Below are 18936 nucleotides of genomic sequence, written 5' to 3'. Positions count from 1 at the left end.
GATTGCCGTTCAAGCTGCTCCTCTCTGGGAGAAGGGAGGAGTTTGCTAGGGAGGGAGGGGCCCGCCTGACGCTCTCCTGCCGCTGGATTGGGGCGTCTCCTTCCCTTCCGTGGCGCCTTCCTTCCTATCTCTCCTTTCCCGCAAACACCTCCCTTTCTCCTTTCTGTCTAAAATGTCTCTCGCGCTCTTTCTCCCTCTCCCTGAAGTCGATGCCGGACACCCGAAGTCGCGGCGGCACCTTCTGGCAAAAGGTTGTCCGACTCGCCTTTGGGCTAGGCGCGCGGCGTCACTCCCAGACCAGGAGCCTCGGGCAGAATCAGCTTGCCCTGGACGACCCGTACGCCGCTGAAGGGATCGTTGTCAACGAGCAGATTACCGTCGAGGTCGGCATAGTCGACCAGCGGCGTCAGGTGAGCGGCGGCGGTGATCGCCACTGAACTTTCGATCATACAGCCGAGCATGACCTGGAGGTGATGGGCGCGGGCGGCATGAATCAGTTTGAGGACCCGGTTGATACCGCCACATTTCATCAGCTTAATGTTGATGCCGTCGACGCAGCCAGCGAGGCGCGGAATGTCTTCCAGAGAGACACAGCTCTCATCGACAATGATCGGGACTGGGATCTGCTGACGCAGGAGGCGCAGGCCCTCCAGGTCACCGGGCGCGATGGGCTGCTCGACAAACTCGATGCCGTACTCAGCCAGGGCGTTGATGGTGCGGATGGCTTCCTTGACGGTCCAGCCGGCATTGGCGTCAATGCGCAGAGTGGCCTGCGAGACGGCACGAATGGCCCGCACGTTCTCAACGTCGTGCCTGGTCCCAACTTTGATCTTGAGAATGGGATAATCGCCAGCCTGGGCCGCCTTCTCGGCCATGCGCTCGGGGCTATCAAGGCCGATGCTAAAGGAGGTGAGGGCGCTCCGCTCGGGATTGAGACCGAGCAGACGGTAGAGTGGTTGGTTGAGCCGCTTGCCAACGAGGTCGTAAAGGGCCATGTCGATGGCCGCTTTGGCGGCAGGGTTGTGCCCGATGAGGCGGTCGAGACGCTCAAGGATGTCTTCGATCAGGAAGGGATCATCTCCAAGTTCCTCTGCGAATTGCTCCAGGCAGGCGCGCGTAGTGGCCAGGGTGTCGCCATAGTAGGCAGAGGGGGCGGCTTCTCCATAGCCGCTCAAGCCATCGTGGGTAATAGTGACAAGCAGGTTATCGGCAACCTCTTCGACGCCGCGCGAGATGCGGAAGGGCGTACTGAGCCTGAGCCGTAATGGATGAGTCTCTAACTGCATGATTGGGCTGCTCCTTTCTCTCCTCCGATCTGACTGGTTGCTTCCAGAACTGCTGGAGGGCCGTATTGCTTCAGAGCATAGCATAGGAAGCCAATGGCTGTCTGCTCCTGATTTGGTCTGGAGGGAGGTCGATGATGATGTTACGACAGGCTTGAGACAGATCTCTGCCTTTATTGCAATAGCGACTGACTATACTCTCTCCTGTACCGAGACCCTCGCTCTTGTAGGCAGTCAGACCAACTGCCTGGCGACTCTCTCGGGGGCCGGGTTCTCTTGCCAGAAGCTAGAAAAGAGGAGACAGAGCATCCATATGAATGCGATGAAGACAGCACTTTATACGTGTTTAAAGCGTTGTGTCAGTTTCTGTTTTAATCTACTGAATCGCCTGCTTGGTGGAAAGCTACCGCCCTTCGGGAGCGCAGCGGTGGTCGTCGAGGAGCAGGGGCGCTATCTGGTCTTGCTTCTCCCCAGCGAGCGCGCGGTCTTCCCCGGTGGCTTTATGACCTGGCGCGAGCATCCTCGTGAGGCCGCAGAGCGCGAAGGACGCGAAGAAACAGGGTTAGTACTGGAAGCCGATGATCTAATCAATTTTTATTCGCTGGCAACAACTGACTGGCGGTCTATGAGTACGGTCAGCTTTGTCTATCACGCGAGCGTGCGCGGTGGGCTGCTGCGTCCGGGAATGGAGGGCCGCCCGTGCTGGCTTACAGAGGAGGAGCTGCGACAACGCATGGATTGTCATTCGCTGCGTATCCTCGATGATTACCTCAGCTATCGCCAGCGCCGACGCGCAGAGCTGAGCCGCGTCAAAACGCTGGTGCCCCTGATGCACTGAGATCCTCGCTGGCTGTGGGAAGAGGCAGTCACTGCTGACTACCTCTCTCACAGGCGTCTGCTTGTGTTTCGGCTCCTCTCTATAGTAGTAGCAGAACATACGGATATATGCTAATTGAAAAGTATATATCCTTTTTAGAATAACATCGTAATGATAATAGAGAGGAGAAATATGAACATTCAGCGCCTCAGAAGACTCCTCGTGTTAGTCGTCGCCATCGGTCTGACCGTACCGGCCTCACTGGTAGTGGGTCCGCCGCGGGCGCGTGCCCTGGTCCAGGCCGAGCCGATTGGCAAGATCAGCGTCTTTGCGACTGGCCTCAACAACCCGCGTGGCCTGCACTTTGGCCCTGATGGGCAGCTCTATGTCGCTGAAGGTGGCCTGGGCGGCAAGCAATCTACAGTAGGGCGTTGTCAGCAGGTGCCGCCGCCGATCGGACCGTACACGGGCGGCTTTAGCGCGCGCATCTCGCGCATTGACCATCATGGCAAGCGTGTTACCTTGATCGATCATCTGCCTTCCAGCCAGACCAGTCCGGCCACTGGAGGCGAGATCAGCGGCGTCTCTGATCTCAGCTTTATTGGCCACACGCTCTACGGCCTGCTTGCCGGTGCTGGCTGTTCGCACGGCGTGCCCCAGGTACCCAACGCTATTTTCCGCTTTGAGCCGGAGCGCCATCGCGTCATCTACATTGCCGATCTCAGCCACTTCCTGCAGACGCATCCGGTCCAGCATCCTGACCCGGAAGACTTTGAGCCTGATGGGGCCTGGTATAGCATGGTGGCGGTCGATGGGAGCCTCTATGCGCTGGAGCCGAATCACGGAGAGCTGGATCGGATTACGCCGCGCTGGCAGCATGGCCGGCATGCAGGGAGTGAGATCCAGCGCGTGGCCGATATCTCGGCCAGCCAGGGCCACATTGTGCCGACGGCGGTGACCTTTCATCGCGGCCTCTTCTATGTAGCCAACCTGGGCACCTTTCCGGTTCATGTCGGCACAGAGAAACTGCTAACGATCACACCGCGTGGCCATGTGCGCGTCCTGATGAGGGGGTTGACGGCGGTGGTTGGCCTGGCTTTTGATCGGCGCGGGCGTCTCTATGTCCTGGAAACAACCACGGCTAATAATGCTGGCCCGGTGCCGGGCACCGGGGTGATCGTGCGCGTCAGCGAGCGCGGACGACAGGTACTGGTGGCCTCCGGCCTCAGCTTCCCGACTGCCATGACCTTTGGGCCGGATGGCAACCTCTATGTGTCAAACAAGGGCTACGGCTACGGCCCTGGCCAGGGGGAGATTCTGCGTATCCATCTCTCTGAGCACTGAGCCACTACCTCCCGCTGGCCGGTACTAAGCTCTAGCTTGATCTGGAGTGCGGGATCAGCCCTCTCCGCGAGGTAAGGCGTGGGCGCAAGCCTGCTGACGCGCTGTGAACTGTCCATCAGACAAGCAGGCTCGCGCTCGCTGCCGTTTTGAAGGCCCAACCTTATCTATCGTATAGTCATAGTTGGCGAGAGAAGAGAGGGAGATGACCTGTGGAGGCGAGAGAAGCGAGCGACAAGCGAGGTGAAGAGGAATAGCGTGGAAAGAAGACCCAGGCTCGTCGGCAGCGGATGCTCAGAGCAGGGAAAGAGGGAGGAAGCTCTTTGATCTGAGCACGGCCAACCTGGTGGAGGCGCTGATGGAGAGGCATGCCGGGAACGGAGGGGGCCTGAATTGTTGAGAGATTTCTCTCAGAATGGACGTAATATCTATACAGCTCAGCCTGCTACAAGGAAGGCAGCCAAGCGGACGTTTCAGCGATCGAAAGGAGGCAACGATGCTTAAGGAGAAACGTCGCCAACCTCGTGGGTGCGCGTAGCAGGAAGCATCTTCTTTCTCTTACCAGTCGGTGCCGGCTGGTAAAAAGCCACTCATTACCATCTTCTCCGTCCCGACAGGACAGAAGCCAGAAGAGAGGTTACCCGTGCGTAAGAGCAGACCATTCCCTTTGGCCTTCATTCCGGCCTTGCTCTGCCTCATCGCGCTGCTCGTGGCCTGTGGTGGTGGTCAGAGCAGCACGAGCAGCACGCAGATCGCGCCGCCTGACAAGCAGGTGTTGCGCATTCCCATCGGCGCGACCGATTTTGGCACGCTGGACCCGGCCCTGGTTCAGCTGGCTGTCGACGCCAACACCATTCAGGCGATCTGGACTGGCCTGGTCGAATGGGACCACAACGTCCAGCTTCGCGACCAGCTAGCCCAGTCTCATGAGGTCTCATCTGATGGCCTCACCTATACCTTCCACCTGCGACCCAACCTCAAATTCAGCGACGGTACGCCGCTCACCTCGCAGGACGTTATTTACAGCATCAACCGCACCCTGCAGCCGGCCACCAAGTCGCAGGTTGCCTACTATCTCAACCTGATCAAGGACTACGACAAGATCACCAGCGGCAAGATCCCGACGTTGATCGGTGATAGCCTGCTGGCGCCCGACCCTAACACGGTTGTCATCAAGATCAGCAAGCCCGCGGCCTATTTCCTGCAGGCCCTGACCTACCCCTGTTCGTACGTGGTCGAGAAGAAGCTGATCGACAAGTACGGCAGCAAGTGGACCGACCACCTGACCGAGGGAGGTGGCAACGGGCCGTTTAAGGTCCAGAGCTACGATCACACCAAGGGCATCGTTCTGGTACCCAATCCCAACTATTACGGTCCCCAGCCCAAGATCCAGAAGTTGGAGTACCTGATCTCTGGTGACCAGGACACCACCTTCCGCGCCTACCAGTCGCATCAGTTTGACTACACTGGTGTTGTTGGTATCCCGCCGGCCCAGATCGACGCTGTACGCAGCTCACCGGAGTTTCACGAATACGTGAACTTCCGCATCAGGTACATCACCATGAACTACCTGGTGAAGCCCTTTGACAACATCCACATTCGCCAGGCTTTCGCCCTGGCTATCGACAAAAAGCTGCTACAGCAGACCGTCTTCAGGAACACTGTCGAAGCCACCAATCACATTGTGCCTGAAGGTATGCCAGGCTACAATCCCGCGCTGGTCGGCCCGGCGGGCGTGAGTAGCCTCTCTGGCGACAAGGCCAAGGCCAAGCAACTCTTGCAGCAGGGTCTGCAGGAAGAGCACATGACCTCGCTGCCGACCATCACCTTCAATTACTACACCGACGTCAAGGCCATCGTTGACGCCTCCCAGGCCATCGCCCAGATGTGGCAGAACGTCCTTGGAGCCAACGTCAAGCTGGTCGGCACTACCTACGAGAAGCTCATCACCCTGGAGAACGCCTCCGTCAATAACCCCAACGGCCTGCAAGTCTGGATCTCCGGCTGGTTGGCCGACTATCCTGATCCGCAGGACTTCCTGTCGGTCTTCTTCGACAAAGGCTCTGGCTACAACCAGATGAACTACGGTCAGAACAACTCGACCGATGCTGCAAAGCAGCAGCAAGTTCAGAAGCTTCTCGAAACAGCCGATGTCAACCTGAATCAGACGGAGCGCATGCAGCAGTACAACCAGGCCGAGCAGCAGATCGTCGATGACGTGGGTTGGATTCCCATCTATCAGAACAAGATCCAGCTCATGCAGAGCACGAAGCTGCACGGCATTGTCTACAATGGCCTGTCGGTCATTCCGCCCGACGACTGGGCCAACATCTACTTCACCGTCTGAGGCGGCGTCCTCGCTGCTGAGTTAAGCCTGGCATTCTGCACTCACTCCTGGCCCGCCCTGCAGGTCCACTGGGTAGGCGCGGGCCAGGAGGTCAGAATGCCAGGTTTTACCTGTTACCAGGCTTGCCTGTTTCCTGCCTGGTCAGGCATACTCTAGTCGTACATACCTGCATATCTATGGTTGTGGCAGCAAGCGCCCTGGAGTTCCTGCACTGCAGCCGCCGGTGACTGGCGGGGTGAGGCCCAGGGCGAGTAAGCAACGGAGAGTGGGAGTCCTGCGATGCTCCAATTCCTGATAAAGCGCCTGATCGGGCTTATTTTTGTGATTGTGGGCATCACCTTCATCACCTTTATCATGGGGTATCTGGCCCCAGGTGATCCCATTCGGGCCCAAATGGGCGATCATTTTGACTATCATACCTGGCTGATGCTGCGCCATGCCTATGGGCTAGACCTGCCGTGGTATCAGCAGTACTACAACTACTTAGTGCATCTCGCCCATCTTGACTTCGGCATGTCTTTCAAGTACCAGAATCGAGCGGTCTGGGACATCCTCAAGGACGGCGTGCCGGTCTCGCTGGAGCTGGCTTTCTGGGGCCTTATTGTCGAGCTGCTGCTGGGCATCCCTATCGGCATTCTCTCGGCGATCCGCGCCAACAGCTGGATCGATACTCTCAATATGGGTGTGGCTCTGGTGATTTATGCTCTGCCACCTTTCGTCATCGCCATTCTTGCCCAGGTGATCATTGTCTGGATCGACGGCAAGACCGGAGCCAGCTGGCCCTCTTCGTCCTGGGGTGCCCCCTGGCAATATGACTGGACTGACCTGCAGCCGAAGATCGTTCCCATCCTCGTCTATGGAGCTGCCGGCTACGCCTATTTTGCCCGCTTAGCGCGGACAACCATGCTGGAGGTGCTGCGTCAGGACTACGTGCGCACGGCCCGAGCCAAAGGGTTGCACGAGCGCGTTGTCATCTACTGGCATGCTCTGCGCAACGCACTCATTCCGCTAGTGACCGTTCTTGGGGTAGCGATTGGCCTGCTGGTCGCCGGTACCTTCTTCATCGAGCAGATTTTCAACATCCCGGGCATCGGGCGCATCTCCCTGCAGTCCGTGATCGACCTTGACTATCCCGTCATCCAGGCCACCGTCGTCCTGCTGGCGGTCGGCGTTGTCGTTGGTAACCTGATCTCCGATATTCTCTACACGATTGTTGATCCACGCATCCGGCTTGAATAGGGGAGAGGAAGGAGAGAAAGCAGCATGTCTATGGATGCACAGCACAGGCCGTCTGAGGCCGGCGGTGAGAGCTTCGTGGTGCCTAATGCGGGCCTGCAGCCTCCGCCGGCTGAGCTTCTGGAATTAGCTGCTGGGGTAAGCGAAGCCCCGCCGTCTGCCATTCCTCCCGGCGAAGAGGAGACGCAGCTGGAACGGCGTGGGCCTTCGCCTCTGCAGGAGTCGCTGCGTCGACTGCGCCGTGACAAGCGGGCGATGGTCAGTCTGGGACTGATCATCTTCTTCATGCTGGTTGCCTTCTTTGGTCCCCCCATCTACCAGCACATCGGCGGCGTCTATGAGAGTCCCCAAAACGGACCGGTGCCTGCCAGTGTCTATCACAGCTACTATCATGAGGAGCTGATTCGCCAGGATGAGGGGCCTTCGGCTCAATACTGGCTGGGAACCGATGACCTGGGGCGCGACATTCTGGCGCGGCTCATGCAAGGGATGCTGGTCTCTATCATTGTGGCTGCCCTCGTTGAGGTTGTAGACATTTTGTTGGGCCTGATTGTGGGCGTGCTGGCTGGCTACTTCGGGGGCTGGATCGATCAGTTGCTGGCGCGCTTCACTGATTTGATGTTTGCCTTTCCGGGCCTGCTCTTTGCCATCATGCTGACCGGCATTATTGGCCCAGGGGCTTCCGATGCCCTGGCCAAGCTACCGGTCATCGGCCCCAACGGCAACGGGCGCCTGCTCCTCGTCTCGCTGGCTCTGGCCATCACCGTCTGGCCGCTCATGGCGCGCTACGTGCGCGGGCAAACGTTGCAGCTCAAAGAGCAGCAATTTATCGAGGCGGCGCGTACCTCTGGCAGCAGCAACCTGCGCATCATCTTCCGCCACATCATCCCCAATCTGATGAGTATCGTCGTGGTGGCCTCAACGCTCAACATCTCGAACACCATCATTGGCGAGGCCGGCATCAGTCTGCTTGGTCTGGGTGTCCAGGCGCCCGGCTCCAGCCTGGGCCTGATGATCTCCGATGCCACGCCCTACATCAATACCCACCCCTGGGAAATCCTGGTACCGACGACCGTCCTCGCCCTGATTGTGCTGGCCTTTTCCTTCCTCGGCGATGGCCTGCGCGATGCTTTTGACCCACGCTCCAAAGATTGAGGGCCACGTTTGCTCGTGGCCCCTCAATCGCCTGAGGCCTGCTCTCTTCTCTGGTCGGCCTAGAGACGAGCGCTCTCCCAGTTCGCTTCGCTGTTGGCGAACATGCTGCCAATGGCGGCGATCACCAGATAGGCGAAGGTCAGCACGCTGATGATGATGAACCACTGTGTATTGCTGATCAGGCTGGTCCACGAGTAGAAGAGGGTTCCGATGATGGCCAGAAAGCAAGCCACCGAGCCACAGAAGACACAACCCCAGAGGATCGGAGCCGGCACGATGCGCCGCTCCCTCAGCAGCGGATGGCGCATGCCGTGAAGCCGGATCAGGTTGAAGAAGAGGAAGCCCGCCGAGAAAGCCCAGACGAGTGTTGAGGAGGCCAGCATCACATTGTAGACCTCGGTCGAGAGATTCGCCGGCGTTGTGATCTGGACCGTGTAGGGCGCCAGCAGAAAGACGAAGGCTGTCACCATAATGGCTACCAGTGCCTGGAAGAAGATAGCGTTGGCCGGCACGCGCTGGCGATTGAGCCTGGCTACTTTCGCGGGCAGGCGCTGATCGATGCCGGCAACCATCAGCAGGCGGGCGTAGGCGTAATTGTAGACGACCATCGCCATGACGAAGAAGCTCATCAGGCAGAAGGCCGCAACGTTGCCCATGAATTTGCCCAGGGCCAAATCGACCACGTGCACCAGGGCGAAGGGCGCGGCCCCGTCCTGTGGACCGGCGATCACGAGTAAGGCAAAGGTCGCGACACCGTAGCCAACAATCACCAGCAGGGCACCCCAGAAGAGATGCCGGGTGATCACCCGTAGCCGCGCAACCTCGCCCCCCATGTTGAGCGGTACCTCTGTTCCTAAATACGCCAGGGTGATCAGGCCAAAAAGATACAGGTTGCCGCTGTTCTTGTCAAAGCGAATGCTCCAGTCGGAGAGATGGCTGAAGCTGGTGGCCGAAGGATGACCGCCCAGGAGCCAGATCAGCCCGGCCAGACCAAGGAGAACCACCGCCAGCATGGTCAGTCCAGCTACAAGGTTGACGAGCTTCTGGACAGCACTGTAGCGCTGGATGGCCAGGGCACTGGTCAGGCCGATGAGGGCAATGATGAAGAGTCCCTGCTGCCACGGCTCGGTGAGCCAGCCAGGATTCAGCCCCTGTAAATACGAGACGATGACGTCGCCTGCGCTGATGATCACAAGGACGCCAGGGAACCAGGCACAGAAAGCCGCGAAGAAGCTCCAGTAGCCACCGAAAGCTTTGTGGGTCCAGTTGTAGAGCGAGCCTTCGTGCGGAAAGATTACGCCGAGCTGGGCAGTGGCGATGACACCCGGAATGAAGAAGGCCAGAGCGCCAAGCGCCCAGTAGGTGAAGGCGGCAGCTCCGCCAGCAACGGCAGTGGTGGCGTTGGTGATGAAAAAGACGATCATCAGAAAGGTGGCGATCATGTCTCCTGTGCTGAGCAGACGAGGCATGACCCGCGGGACGTAGCTCTCCGATGGCAGGACCGCTTTCCAGATCTCTCGCTCTCCCTCCGCCTGCCCCGCCTCGCCCTCTGCCAGAAGACCAGCACTCTGGCGGTTGACCCCGACCTTGCTGGCTTCCAAGCCGCCTCGCTCCTGTTGCATGTGCATATCCCTTCTCCTCCTTCTTCCCTTCTCTTTCATTGTCGCCTGCGGAGATGCTTGTGCTTCCTGGCCGCAAGAGAAGGGATGTTCGGCAATCTCGGGACGCGCCGTGAGCATCGATTGCTTCGGCACTGGCTCCTTCTGCCCATGATATTACTCAGTGCGTCGGAAAAGCTGGCTAGCGACGATCCGGCTGAGTGGGCTTGTGCAGTATGGTGCGCCAGGAGCAGGCGCGAGGCGCATAGCTAAAAAGTACTTGCTATGTGACCCGGACTACAGACCGCTGAGCGGAACTGGAGGCGGGGGATGAAGTGCTCAGGGCCAGTTCCTGGAAGGTGCTGATGCTGATCACGCTTCCCTGAGCCAGCACCAGGCGCAGGCCACCAAAGCCGCTCTGGAAGGTGCTGTCGCGCGCGCTTACCTGCCACTGGCTCGGCTCGGGTGTTCCGGCCAGCCAGGCCCGCGCCTGCAGCCTGTCACCCTGGATGCGGAAGCGCAGGCTATAGAAGCGATTGGCCTGAGCGCTAAAGGGCACCGCGGCCAGGCGCGTCTGCATACCGCCGCTGCTTTTGAGCAGCACGAGCTGACTGCCGTCGATGTAGGCTTTGTACCAGTTATTGGTGTCCATCCAGCGTAGGACCGCGCCGAGGTTGGCCTGCTGGAAGCGGTTGATGGCTCCCGTAAAGATGACTTCGCCATCGCTGAAGGTTGGGCCTAAAATGGCGTTGTAGGCTCCCTGGCCGTTGCTGAGCTGACCCTGTTGATGGCTGACTGCAAAGATGCTGCCTAGACGGGCGTCACCTTGCCAGGAGTGGCCGTCGCTCGCTGTTCCCCAGCCTCTTTGATCAGGGCGGTGAAAGGTGTCTGCCGCCAGGAGGCTCAGACCTGCAGGCAGGGCCGTGGGGGAGGCCGTTCCCTGTGGCCCGCTTGAGGCTGCGGACGGCGTTGCCGTTTTCCTCGCTGGCTGAGCCTGGTTGATCGACTGCTCCATCTGCGCGTTGGAGTTCGACGGCGATAGCTGGAGCGCCGCTTCAATCGGAGGCAGCAAGATCCAGGAATAGAGCACTGTAATCAGGAGCAGCCCCGCAAAGAGCAGACTGGCGCGCTCGCTCAGTAAGCTGGACTTCGTCGCCGTCTCTGCTTCTCCGGCTGGGCTGCCGCTCTCCTGCCTCGCAGGAGCAGGCCGCGGCCCGCCGCGCTCCCTGAAGGCCGCTGCTGTGGCTTCTCTCCCTTCTACTGGCTGCCGCTGGCGGCCCAAACGGAGCGGCTGCGGCTCGGTGGCCGCCTCGCTGATGGTGGTAACCCCCTGACGGTCCTCGCCGAAGACAGAGCCTGGAGCAAACCACTGCTTGCGTTCGCCGCTATTCATAATACCTCTTTTGTAAGAAATGCTCTATTTCTTCGATGAGAGAAGCCTGCTCCTGCGCGGTGGTGACCGCTGGTGGAGCCTGGCCCGTTTGTTCTCCTAGCTGTTCCCAGGGTATAGGCCGGAAGAGTGCGGGCTGGCTCTCTTCTGCTCTATACCCAATCATTTGCCACAATCCAACCAGACCAACCAGGAGTACCAGCCCGATCAAGAGCGAGCGCCCGGTGAAAATCAGCAGCCCGTCGACGGTCCAGCGTGCAGTAAGCCAACCGGCCAGCGGAGTCAAGAGCAGCGTGAGCAGTCCCTCAGCGACGAAGAGAAAGCGATTGACGTGCTCCTCCTGAGCGCGCTCGTAGGCCAGCTGTCCCTGGTCGAGGGAGAGGCCGGGTGGCAACAGATGGCGCTGAGAGAAGATGACTGTGCTCAGGCTGGGCCTCAGCCGTGGAAGCAAGATGCCCCAGGCCGTAGCGGCCAGGGTATAGAGGCCCAGGCTGATGGCCAGCCAGACTGGGGCTTGCAAGTTGGGCAGGCCGAGAGCCAGCAGACTGATTGCCATCACAAAGGGCTGGCAGAGCGCCACCGCCTGGCACCAGGATCGCCAGCGCTCAGGGATCAAGCGATCGGACGGACCGAGCAGGCCGCGGAGGGGGACCTGCAGGACGAAGGCCAGTCCCAGCGCCAATGCCTGTGCCAGGAGCAGCCAGAGCAGGGTAGGCAATGTTCCTTGTTCCTGCAAGATAGAGGCGAAGGGGGTTGGCACGGCGTTCCAGACGCTACCGAGCACGATCGCCAAGCCACTGGCTAGCAAGACCAGCCCACGCTGGCGGCGGCGCTGCAGGTAGCGCCACCAGCCTCCCCGCAGCAGCCAGTCGATGGTCAATTGCAGACGCCAGCGGCGTGCTCCCTCCGTCAAATCAAACCAGTTATCGACCATGCGTCCAGGGGTCGGCAGAGGGGCACGGGCCTCGGGCCAATAGTCAAGGACGATGAGCGGAAGCAGACAGAGAATGGCGAGCAGGCCCGACCAGGTGGGTAAGAGCCAGACCAGGCTCAGCCCGAACATTGTGCCCAGGGCGGCGCGCATCAGGGCGATGCGCTCGTCGACCGCCGGCCAGGGGCGGCGCTGGAGGAGCCAGGCATTGCCGAGGAGAGAAGAAAAGCCGCTGAGCAGCCCCAGTTCGAGCGTCGCTGGCCAGAACGGGACGGGCAGAGGTTGCAGCACGGGAAGAGCTAATTGCGGCAGCAGGCAGAGCAACAGACCGCTACCCCAGTAGCGGGCCGCACCGCGCCGGCGCCCGGTGAGCAGCGTGGCGGCAACGAGCGAGCCAGCCAGCCAGACTGTCGCCACCAGGGCTGTTGCCAGGGCCTCCCGGCCCTGTGACCAGCTCTGGGCCAGAAGGCGCATCTGCAGCACGCTCACCCCCAGGCTGCCGCTGAGCCAACTGGCATTGACGAGGCGCCCGCCGATGACGGCATCCAGGCGTTGCTCAGCTAACAGAACAGCTTGTATTGCTTTTCTCTGACCAGTTAGCATGGTTCACCAAGTGCCTGTAGCTTTACTGCTGTAGACCTATGGTTCTAAGGCGTTCGGTCAGTGGAGGTTGGTCTGAGTCTCACAGAGCTGGTGAGGACGAAAATGCCTCTGTCTCCTGAACTGGCTGCAGGCGCGTGCGCAGGCGCCGATTCAGACTGTCGGGCAGGGCCATCTCCGGCTCGTTGCTGGTGACCGTTGTGACCAGCAGCGGCGGCTCCTGGCGATAGAGCAGGGCCTGGTCGCATTCCCGTAGCCAGGCGCGGATCTCCGGCAGGAACTGGTCCAGCTCCTCCAGGGGCTGCGAGGCGTAGCGGTAGGAGGCGTCCACGTGAGCGGAAAAGAGGCTATGGGCCCAACCCAGGTAGACCACCCACTCGGGATGGAACTGCACAGCCAGCCAGAAGCGGCGTGGATCGCTATCCTCGATAGCCTCGATCACCCCGTCGGGAGCGGTCGCCGCCACGATCTGGCCCGGGGCCAGATACCCGACCAGCTCGCCTTCGGGGGTCACGTAGCCCACAATCTGATGGTGCATAGAGAGGACGGCATCGATGTAGTTGCGCTGCGGGCCGCGCGCCTCCGGTCCGCGCAGGATACGAGCCAGGCGGCTGCGCGGATTGACGGCGATCGGATGCTCGACCCAGTTGTCGGCGGTAATGCGTCCCCGGGCGCGATGGGGTACCAGCGGCGGCATACTCCGCGGCCACTGCGAGCGGATATCTTGATAGAGACCACCGCCGCGCACCACGTTCATGACCTGCATGCCGCGACAAATACCCAGCGTCGGGATGCAGAGCAGCCAGGCTAACAGGGCACAGTAGCGCTCCCAGATATCGCGCCACAGCTCGGGCGTCTGGGTCTGGGGGTGCATCACATCGCCATAGAGGCAGGAATAGAAATCGCCCCCGCCGGCAAAGACCAGCCCATCGACGTTGCGCACTACTGGCCAGATAATGCGAAAGACTTCCTCGAAAAGATCCTCATGGCCCAGAATGTCGAAAGGGTCGCTGCTCTGCAGCATGGGGAGCGTCGGCAAGACCAGCGGCTCCCCGCCGCTCTCGAAGATGGCGTTGATTGTGGCGGCATCACCAGCGTAGACGGGCCAGCCCCCATCACGCAGGCAGCCGCTGGAAGAAAGCACCCCGATGCGGGGCCGATAGTAGGAAGGAAGCGGCGCCCGCTGCTGGCTGCTGACAAAACGAGCAATGCGCTCAGCCAGCGTCGTCCCAGCACTTAGCGGGCCACTCAGCTCGTCGGTGCGGTGCCGGCTCAGCGCGCTGTCCTGGCTTGCTTCCTGGCTCTGGCTCTGTCCCAGGGAGGCAGTGCGCGCCTCGCGCACGCCTCTAGTGATCATATGCACATAATAGTCGGGGTCGCGCGCCATAGCTGCTCTTTACTCCTCTCTTCAACTTTTTTCTGCTGCTTTCCCGTAGCCTGGTCTCAGTGCTGGGACCTCATGAATGGGTGGCCGATGACGAATTGTTGAGCGGGGTCACGTCCAATGTGGCCAGGCGCTCAATGGCATAGTGGATCTGGGTCACGCCGTCCTGCAGCTCGCCCGTCTGCGGATCGAACTGGCCCACAAAGGCATCCTGCGCCTGTTTGACCAGTGTGTCCAGCAGAGTCAGGGCTGCCGACTGGCGTAGCTGGCTGCCACTCATGTGGACAAGCTGAATAGCAACCTGACGGATCTGCTGATAGAGGCTCTGGACCTTGTTGAGGGCTTGGGTGATCTGCTGGGCCAGCTCCACCTGCTCGCGGGTCGAGCCGGGTGACTGCACCACGCCCTCCAGATGGATGCCAATGTGATGGAGGTAGCCAGGTGGCTGCTGGTTCGCGTCGAACTGCAGCAGGCCAACGCGCCCGATATGCGGGTCCACCAGCACCGGCGAGCCGGCGGGGACATCGTTGCCCAGAAACTCGATGCCGTCGAGATAGTCCAGGATGCGGATAAACTGGCGGTGCATCAGGTCGGTACTGCCGTGGCTCCAGTCGTCGCGTGCCGCTCCGGCCCATTCAAGAATCTTCTGGCTATTGCGAAAGAGCCAGATATCCAGACCGCCGGGCAGGCCCAGCTTCTGTAGGGTCGGATCGAGCGCCAGCAGGTGGCGCAGGTGATCCAACAGGCTATAGTGGTGCTCGCTGTCGTGGGGATCAGGCGTATTCGGAATAACTGCCTGGTAGCGCCAGGCGCTGCGATCGAGCGAGGGCACCGTCGGCGTGGTCGCTGCGTCCTCCTCAGTGACCAGAAAACGACTGGCGATGGCCAGCAGATTGGTATGCTGCCGGTCTCCCTTGTACAGGAGATGGGCGGTGCCCTGACTGAGGGCCAGCTTGCCCAGAAGAATCGACTGACCCTCGACGCTGTCGTCGCTCTGGAGCCAGGCGTAGTAGGCTTTGCCTGGCGCGGGCGGCGGAATCTTGCTCAGGTCGACCTGCACCTCATCGGCAATGCCTTGACTGGTACTCACGTTGACTTGACCACTGCTCAAGAAGAAGACATGACCAATGATAGCGCTGGTGGGGCCGGCTCCTGCTGGCTGGGACTGTGTTCCGCTGCTATGGGCGAAAGGCAGCAAGTTCAGGCCACCACTGACCAGCAGAACCGCCAGCGAGACCACCAGGGCCAGGCCCACAATGATGGTCGGAAGCCAGGGCCGGCGCCGCGGTGCGCTGCCGCCGAACTGGCCAAGCGGGCGGGTCGTCGGAAGAGAACCGAGCGGCTGCAGACCACCGCTGCTGGGGCCGCCGCTGCTGTGACTGCTGTTGCTGCTGCCGGTCACTGGACCGGAGCGCGTTGGTTGCTCGAAACGAAATGGCTTCAAGGCAGACCCTCCTGTCTCTCTGGCCGCATTCAATGAACAGAAACAGGCAGGCAGCGAGCGCAATCTATCCGCTTTCGCTTCTCTACAGAGTGTGCTACCGTAAGTACATCTGGCTCGCTGGCCTCTGCTGCAAGTGTATGCGCCAGCGAAGCAAGAGAGAGGATTTTTGAGAAGGCTTTACAGGACAGGTTCCCCGAAAATTTTGGACAAAGTGCCTCACTGGCGTGTCGCAGCAATCGCAGTATCCCTCAATCGCTGTTGCGAGCGGCAGGGGCCTTGCCGTCGCTCGACTCAGGGCCGACCCAAGGCACGGTACGGAGCGCCGGAAGCCACCAGAAACCAGGGGCCGCGGTGAGGGGAAGGGGGCTGACCTGGCAAGAAAAAGAGAGCCTGCCGGACCAAAGCCGACAGGCCGGTGATTGGAGGAAGTAAGGTGAGGAGAGCAAGGCGAGCAACCTAGCGACTGCGGGCTGCGGCCTTGGGCGTCTTGGGAGGGATATGCAGCGGGCGCCCCTCGGCTGCCAGGATAGCCTCGCGTATCCCCTCACTCAAGGTCGGATGCGGATGGATGGTCTCAATGATTTCATCGCCGGTCAGCTCGCCGCGCATCGCTACCGAATACTCGCTGATCAGATTTGTGGCATCGGGGCCGATGATATGGGCGCCGAGGATTTCGTTATACTTACCCAGGATGACCTTGATGAAGCCATCGGTCTCGCTGATCGCCACCGCCTTGCCGATGGCGCTCCAGGGAAAGCGCTCCACGCGCACCTCCTGGCCGTACTGCTCGCGGGCCTGGGCCTCGGTCAGGCCAACGAAAGCCACCTCTGGGAAGGTGTAGATCGGGTTAGGCACCACGCTATAGTCCATTCTGGAGGCATGGCCGAGCGCATTTTCGGCGGCCACCTCGCCCTCCATCGAGGCCACGTGAGCCAATCCGGCCCCGTGCACCAGATCGCCAATGGCGTAGATGCCCGGCAGGTTCGTCTCCATCTGCTCATTGACGCGCACCCTGCCGCGGTCGTGGTCCAGGCCCTGCTCAAACAACTGCTCCAGGCCGCTTGTATTGGGGCGGCGGCTGACCGCCACCAGCACATAGGCGCCGTGAAAGACCTGTTCCCCCTGCTCGCTGCGAGCGATGACCTTCTTCTGCTCGCCGTCATCCTCGATGGCCTCAACCCTGGCCCCGGTAGCAATGGTAATGCCGCGACGGCTCAGAATGCGCACGAGCAGGCGGCGCACCTCCTCATCGACGGGAGCCAAAATATCGGGCAGCATCTCGACGATAGTCACGCGCGAGCCGAGGGCCTGGAACATGCAAGCCAGCTCGACGCCGATCACTCCTCCACCCACACAGACCACGCTCTCGGGCACCTCTGTCAGGTTCCAGCATGTATCGCTATTGATAACATTGCGCCCATCAATACCGGGGAAGGGAGGCATGAGCGGCAGCGAGCCATTGGCCAGAATGACTTTCTCGGCGCTGAACTGCTCGCGGCTGCCATCGCTCTTCGTTACCGTTACCGTGCGATTGGCCTCGACGCTGCCCAGTCCCTCGTAGATTGTCACGCTGTTGCCCTTCAGCAGCGTGCCCACGCCGTTCGTCATGCGTTTGACTACCTTATCCTTAAACGCCATAGCGCGGCGCATATCGAAGGTCGGTGGCTGCGGCAACGTGATCCCCAGCTCCGCCAGCGAATCGAGACGGTGCAGGCTCTCGGCAACATGCAGCATGGCCTTGGAGGGAATGCAGCCGACATTCAGGCAGGTCCCGCCAAGATACTGCTTCTCGACAATGGCCACGCGAGCCCCGAGCTGAGCCGCTCGAATGGCTGCCACATACCCGCCCGGGCCGGCGCCAATCACTGCTACATCATAGTGGCTACTGGTCATGGAACTTCTCTCCTGCAACCCATTTGCGTTGTGGGTACCTCAGTCAGTATAGCACGTTCCAGAGAGCACGACCAGCAGCCCGCTCCCTTCCTTTTTGCGCTCTCTCCCTCCCTCCCTCCCTCCCTCCTTCCCCCCTGGCAGAGACGGGTAGGGAGCCAGCGCCAAAGGGCAGAGTCCCCGGCGAGGCCCTCCCTCTCTCCCTGGCGGAGCTGTCTCCAGGGACTAAGGACGCAGAAGAACGAGCAGCACGCCCAGGAGTAAAAGCACGCCAATGGCGGCAAAGACGCCAGCGTTGAGCAGCATATTGCTGCGCGTCTGCTCACGGAACTGCTCCGAGGGCAGGCGCAACGGATCGGCTGCGGCCCTGGCGGCCAGCTCGTCGTCCTGGCGCTCAAGGTAACGCTCCAGCAGGGCTTCTAGATCCTGTTGCATGGCACTGGGATGCGGATAGCGCTGGGCGCGCGACAGACTGAGCTGACGCACGAGAATCATCTCCATCTGCGAGCTGACGGCGGGATTGAGACGGCGCGCTGGCGGATGGAAGAAGACCAGGCGCTCGTTGGGATCGTAGCCGGTGACAGCGTGATGCAGGGTGGCCGCCAGACTGTAGAGATCGACGGAAGGATCAAGCTCGCCACGGACCTCCTCGGGAGCGTAGTAGCCAGCCGCGACCGTATCTCCTTTCTCGACAGGGGGATCTGGTGGGAAGAGGGGAATGTGGATGAGCCAGACAGCCTGCTGGGCCGTGTTGATCACGACGGTCTCCGGGTTGATCGAGCCATGCACGATCGGCGGCTGCTGCTCGGCCAGGATTGCCAGCAGACCACAAAGTTGATAGCCATAGTGCACCACCTGAACCTCGGGCAGAGCGCCCCCCTGGCGCTTGAGAATCGTGCCCAGGCTCTCCCCTTCCGGTTGGGTCAGAACCAGGAAATAGCTGCCGCGCTCGCTGAAGCCCTCCACAACCTGTGGGAAGCCCTGATGCTGGCCCAGACGCTGCTGGCGCTCCATTACCTCCGCGATCACCTGATTGGCACTGATGCGCTGGAGCAGCTCCGGCGGCATAAGCACCTCGCGAATCAGAACCTGGCGGCGCCCCTGCTCCTGATCGATAGCCGACCAGGCCCGCCCCTGGCGACGTTGCGTCTCGGGCAGCGGAACAGGACCCAGGATGCGGTATCGACCCTTGGCCAGGCTGTCGCCCCGCATGAGCAAATACTGCTGCGGCTGAGGTAATCCCAGAAGCGCACCCGTGCTGGGCGGCGCCATTGCCGCCTGGTAGCCACAGCGCGGACAACGACCATCAAAAAACATTCCCTCGTACGCGCAACGTGGACACCGCATACGCTACCTCTCCTTTTCTGGCCTCCGAGCCAGAAGAACAGCGAACAACTTCGTTTTTCTCTTCTCGTCTCATATACCCCAGTACACTGAGTGAGAAACGATGGTGCGTGGTGTCTGACAAACAAACGAGCAAGTAAGATGAGCTGCGCAATGAGTAGAGTGTCTCGCAAGCG

General features: G+C 60.7%; 13 protein-coding genes. 5 read left to right on the top strand and 8 right to left on the bottom strand.

Annotated elements, in window-relative coordinates:
- Window positions 1-272: 272 nt before the first annotated feature.
- Complete coding sequence (locus tag N688_RS15085) at window positions 273-1286, bottom strand: dipeptide epimerase (protein WP_052890054.1); 1014 nt, start codon at window positions 1284-1286, stop codon at window positions 273-275.
- A gap of 310 nt (window positions 1287-1596) precedes the next feature.
- Here N688_RS15085 and N688_RS23220 point away from each other — a divergent pair, with 310 nt between their 5' ends.
- The 5 genes from N688_RS23220 (at window position 1597) to N688_RS15055 (ending at window position 8179) form a co-directional block, all read left to right on the top strand.
- On the top strand, window positions 1597-2121 hold the full coding sequence (locus N688_RS23220; RefSeq protein ID WP_162179569.1) for an NUDIX domain-containing protein: 525 nt from the start codon (window positions 1597-1599) through the stop codon (window positions 2119-2121).
- A gap of 171 nt (window positions 2122-2292) precedes the next feature.
- Window positions 2293-3444 carry a ScyD/ScyE family protein gene (locus N688_RS15075; protein WP_052890052.1) on the top strand — a complete coding sequence of 384 codons (1152 nt, stop codon included), beginning with the start codon at window positions 2293-2295 and terminating at the stop codon, window positions 3442-3444.
- A 640-nt stretch (window positions 3445-4084) separates the two neighbouring features.
- Window positions 4085-5788: a peptide ABC transporter substrate-binding protein gene (locus N688_RS15065; protein WP_081838888.1), complete on the top strand. Its 1704-nt coding sequence runs from the start codon at window positions 4085-4087 to the stop codon at window positions 5786-5788.
- A 279-nt stretch (window positions 5789-6067) separates the two neighbouring features.
- A complete protein-coding gene (locus tag N688_RS15060; protein WP_052890049.1) occupies window positions 6068-7027 on the top strand; it encodes an ABC transporter permease in 960 nt (319 codons plus the stop codon).
- Between the two features lie 24 nt (window positions 7028-7051).
- A complete protein-coding gene (locus N688_RS15055; RefSeq protein ID WP_202901934.1) occupies window positions 7052-8179 on the top strand; it encodes an ABC transporter permease in 1128 nt (375 codons plus the stop codon).
- Between the two features lie 59 nt (window positions 8180-8238).
- On the opposite strand, the gene N688_RS15050 is transcribed toward N688_RS15055, so the two are convergent.
- The 7 genes from N688_RS15050 to N688_RS15020 all read right to left on the bottom strand — a co-directional run bounded on the left by N688_RS15050 (window position 8239) and on the right by N688_RS15020 (window position 18763).
- A complete protein-coding gene (locus N688_RS15050; RefSeq protein WP_052890047.1) occupies window positions 8239-9807 on the bottom strand; it encodes an APC family permease in 1569 nt (522 codons plus the stop codon).
- 253 nt (window positions 9808-10060) lie between these two features.
- Complete coding sequence (locus tag N688_RS15045; RefSeq protein WP_052890046.1) at window positions 10061-11170, bottom strand: hypothetical protein; 1110 nt, start codon at window positions 11168-11170, stop codon at window positions 10061-10063.
- Window positions 11163-12701 (bottom strand): hypothetical protein, encoded by a 1539-nt coding sequence (locus N688_RS15040; protein ID WP_052890045.1) that lies wholly within the window; start codon window positions 12699-12701, stop codon window positions 11163-11165. Before N688_RS15040 ends, N688_RS15045 begins: the two co-directional genes overlap by 8 nt.
- Window positions 12702-12780: 79 nt before the next feature.
- Window positions 12781-14085: a gamma-glutamyl-gamma-aminobutyrate hydrolase family protein gene (locus tag N688_RS15035; protein ID WP_052890044.1), complete on the bottom strand. Its 1305-nt coding sequence runs from the start codon at window positions 14083-14085 to the stop codon at window positions 12781-12783.
- Between the two features lie 70 nt (window positions 14086-14155).
- On the bottom strand, window positions 14156-15526 hold the full coding sequence (locus tag N688_RS15030; protein WP_052890043.1) for a hypothetical protein: 1371 nt from the start codon (window positions 15524-15526) through the stop codon (window positions 14156-14158).
- A gap of 456 nt (window positions 15527-15982) precedes the next feature.
- Entirely contained in the window at window positions 15983-17419 is a 1437-nt protein-coding gene (gene lpdA / locus N688_RS15025; protein WP_052890042.1) for a dihydrolipoyl dehydrogenase, read from the bottom strand.
- Between the two features lie 222 nt (window positions 17420-17641).
- Window positions 17642-18763: a serine/threonine protein kinase gene (locus tag N688_RS15020; protein WP_052890041.1), complete on the bottom strand. Its 1122-nt coding sequence runs from the start codon at window positions 18761-18763 to the stop codon at window positions 17642-17644.
- Window positions 18764-18936: the final 173 nt, after the last annotated feature.

This window comes from Thermogemmatispora carboxidivorans, from assembly GCF_000702505.1.
Classification (GTDB): Bacteria; Chloroflexota; Ktedonobacteria; order Ktedonobacterales; family Ktedonobacteraceae; genus Thermogemmatispora; species Thermogemmatispora carboxidivorans.
This window is presented reverse-complemented; position numbering and strand designations above follow the sequence as displayed.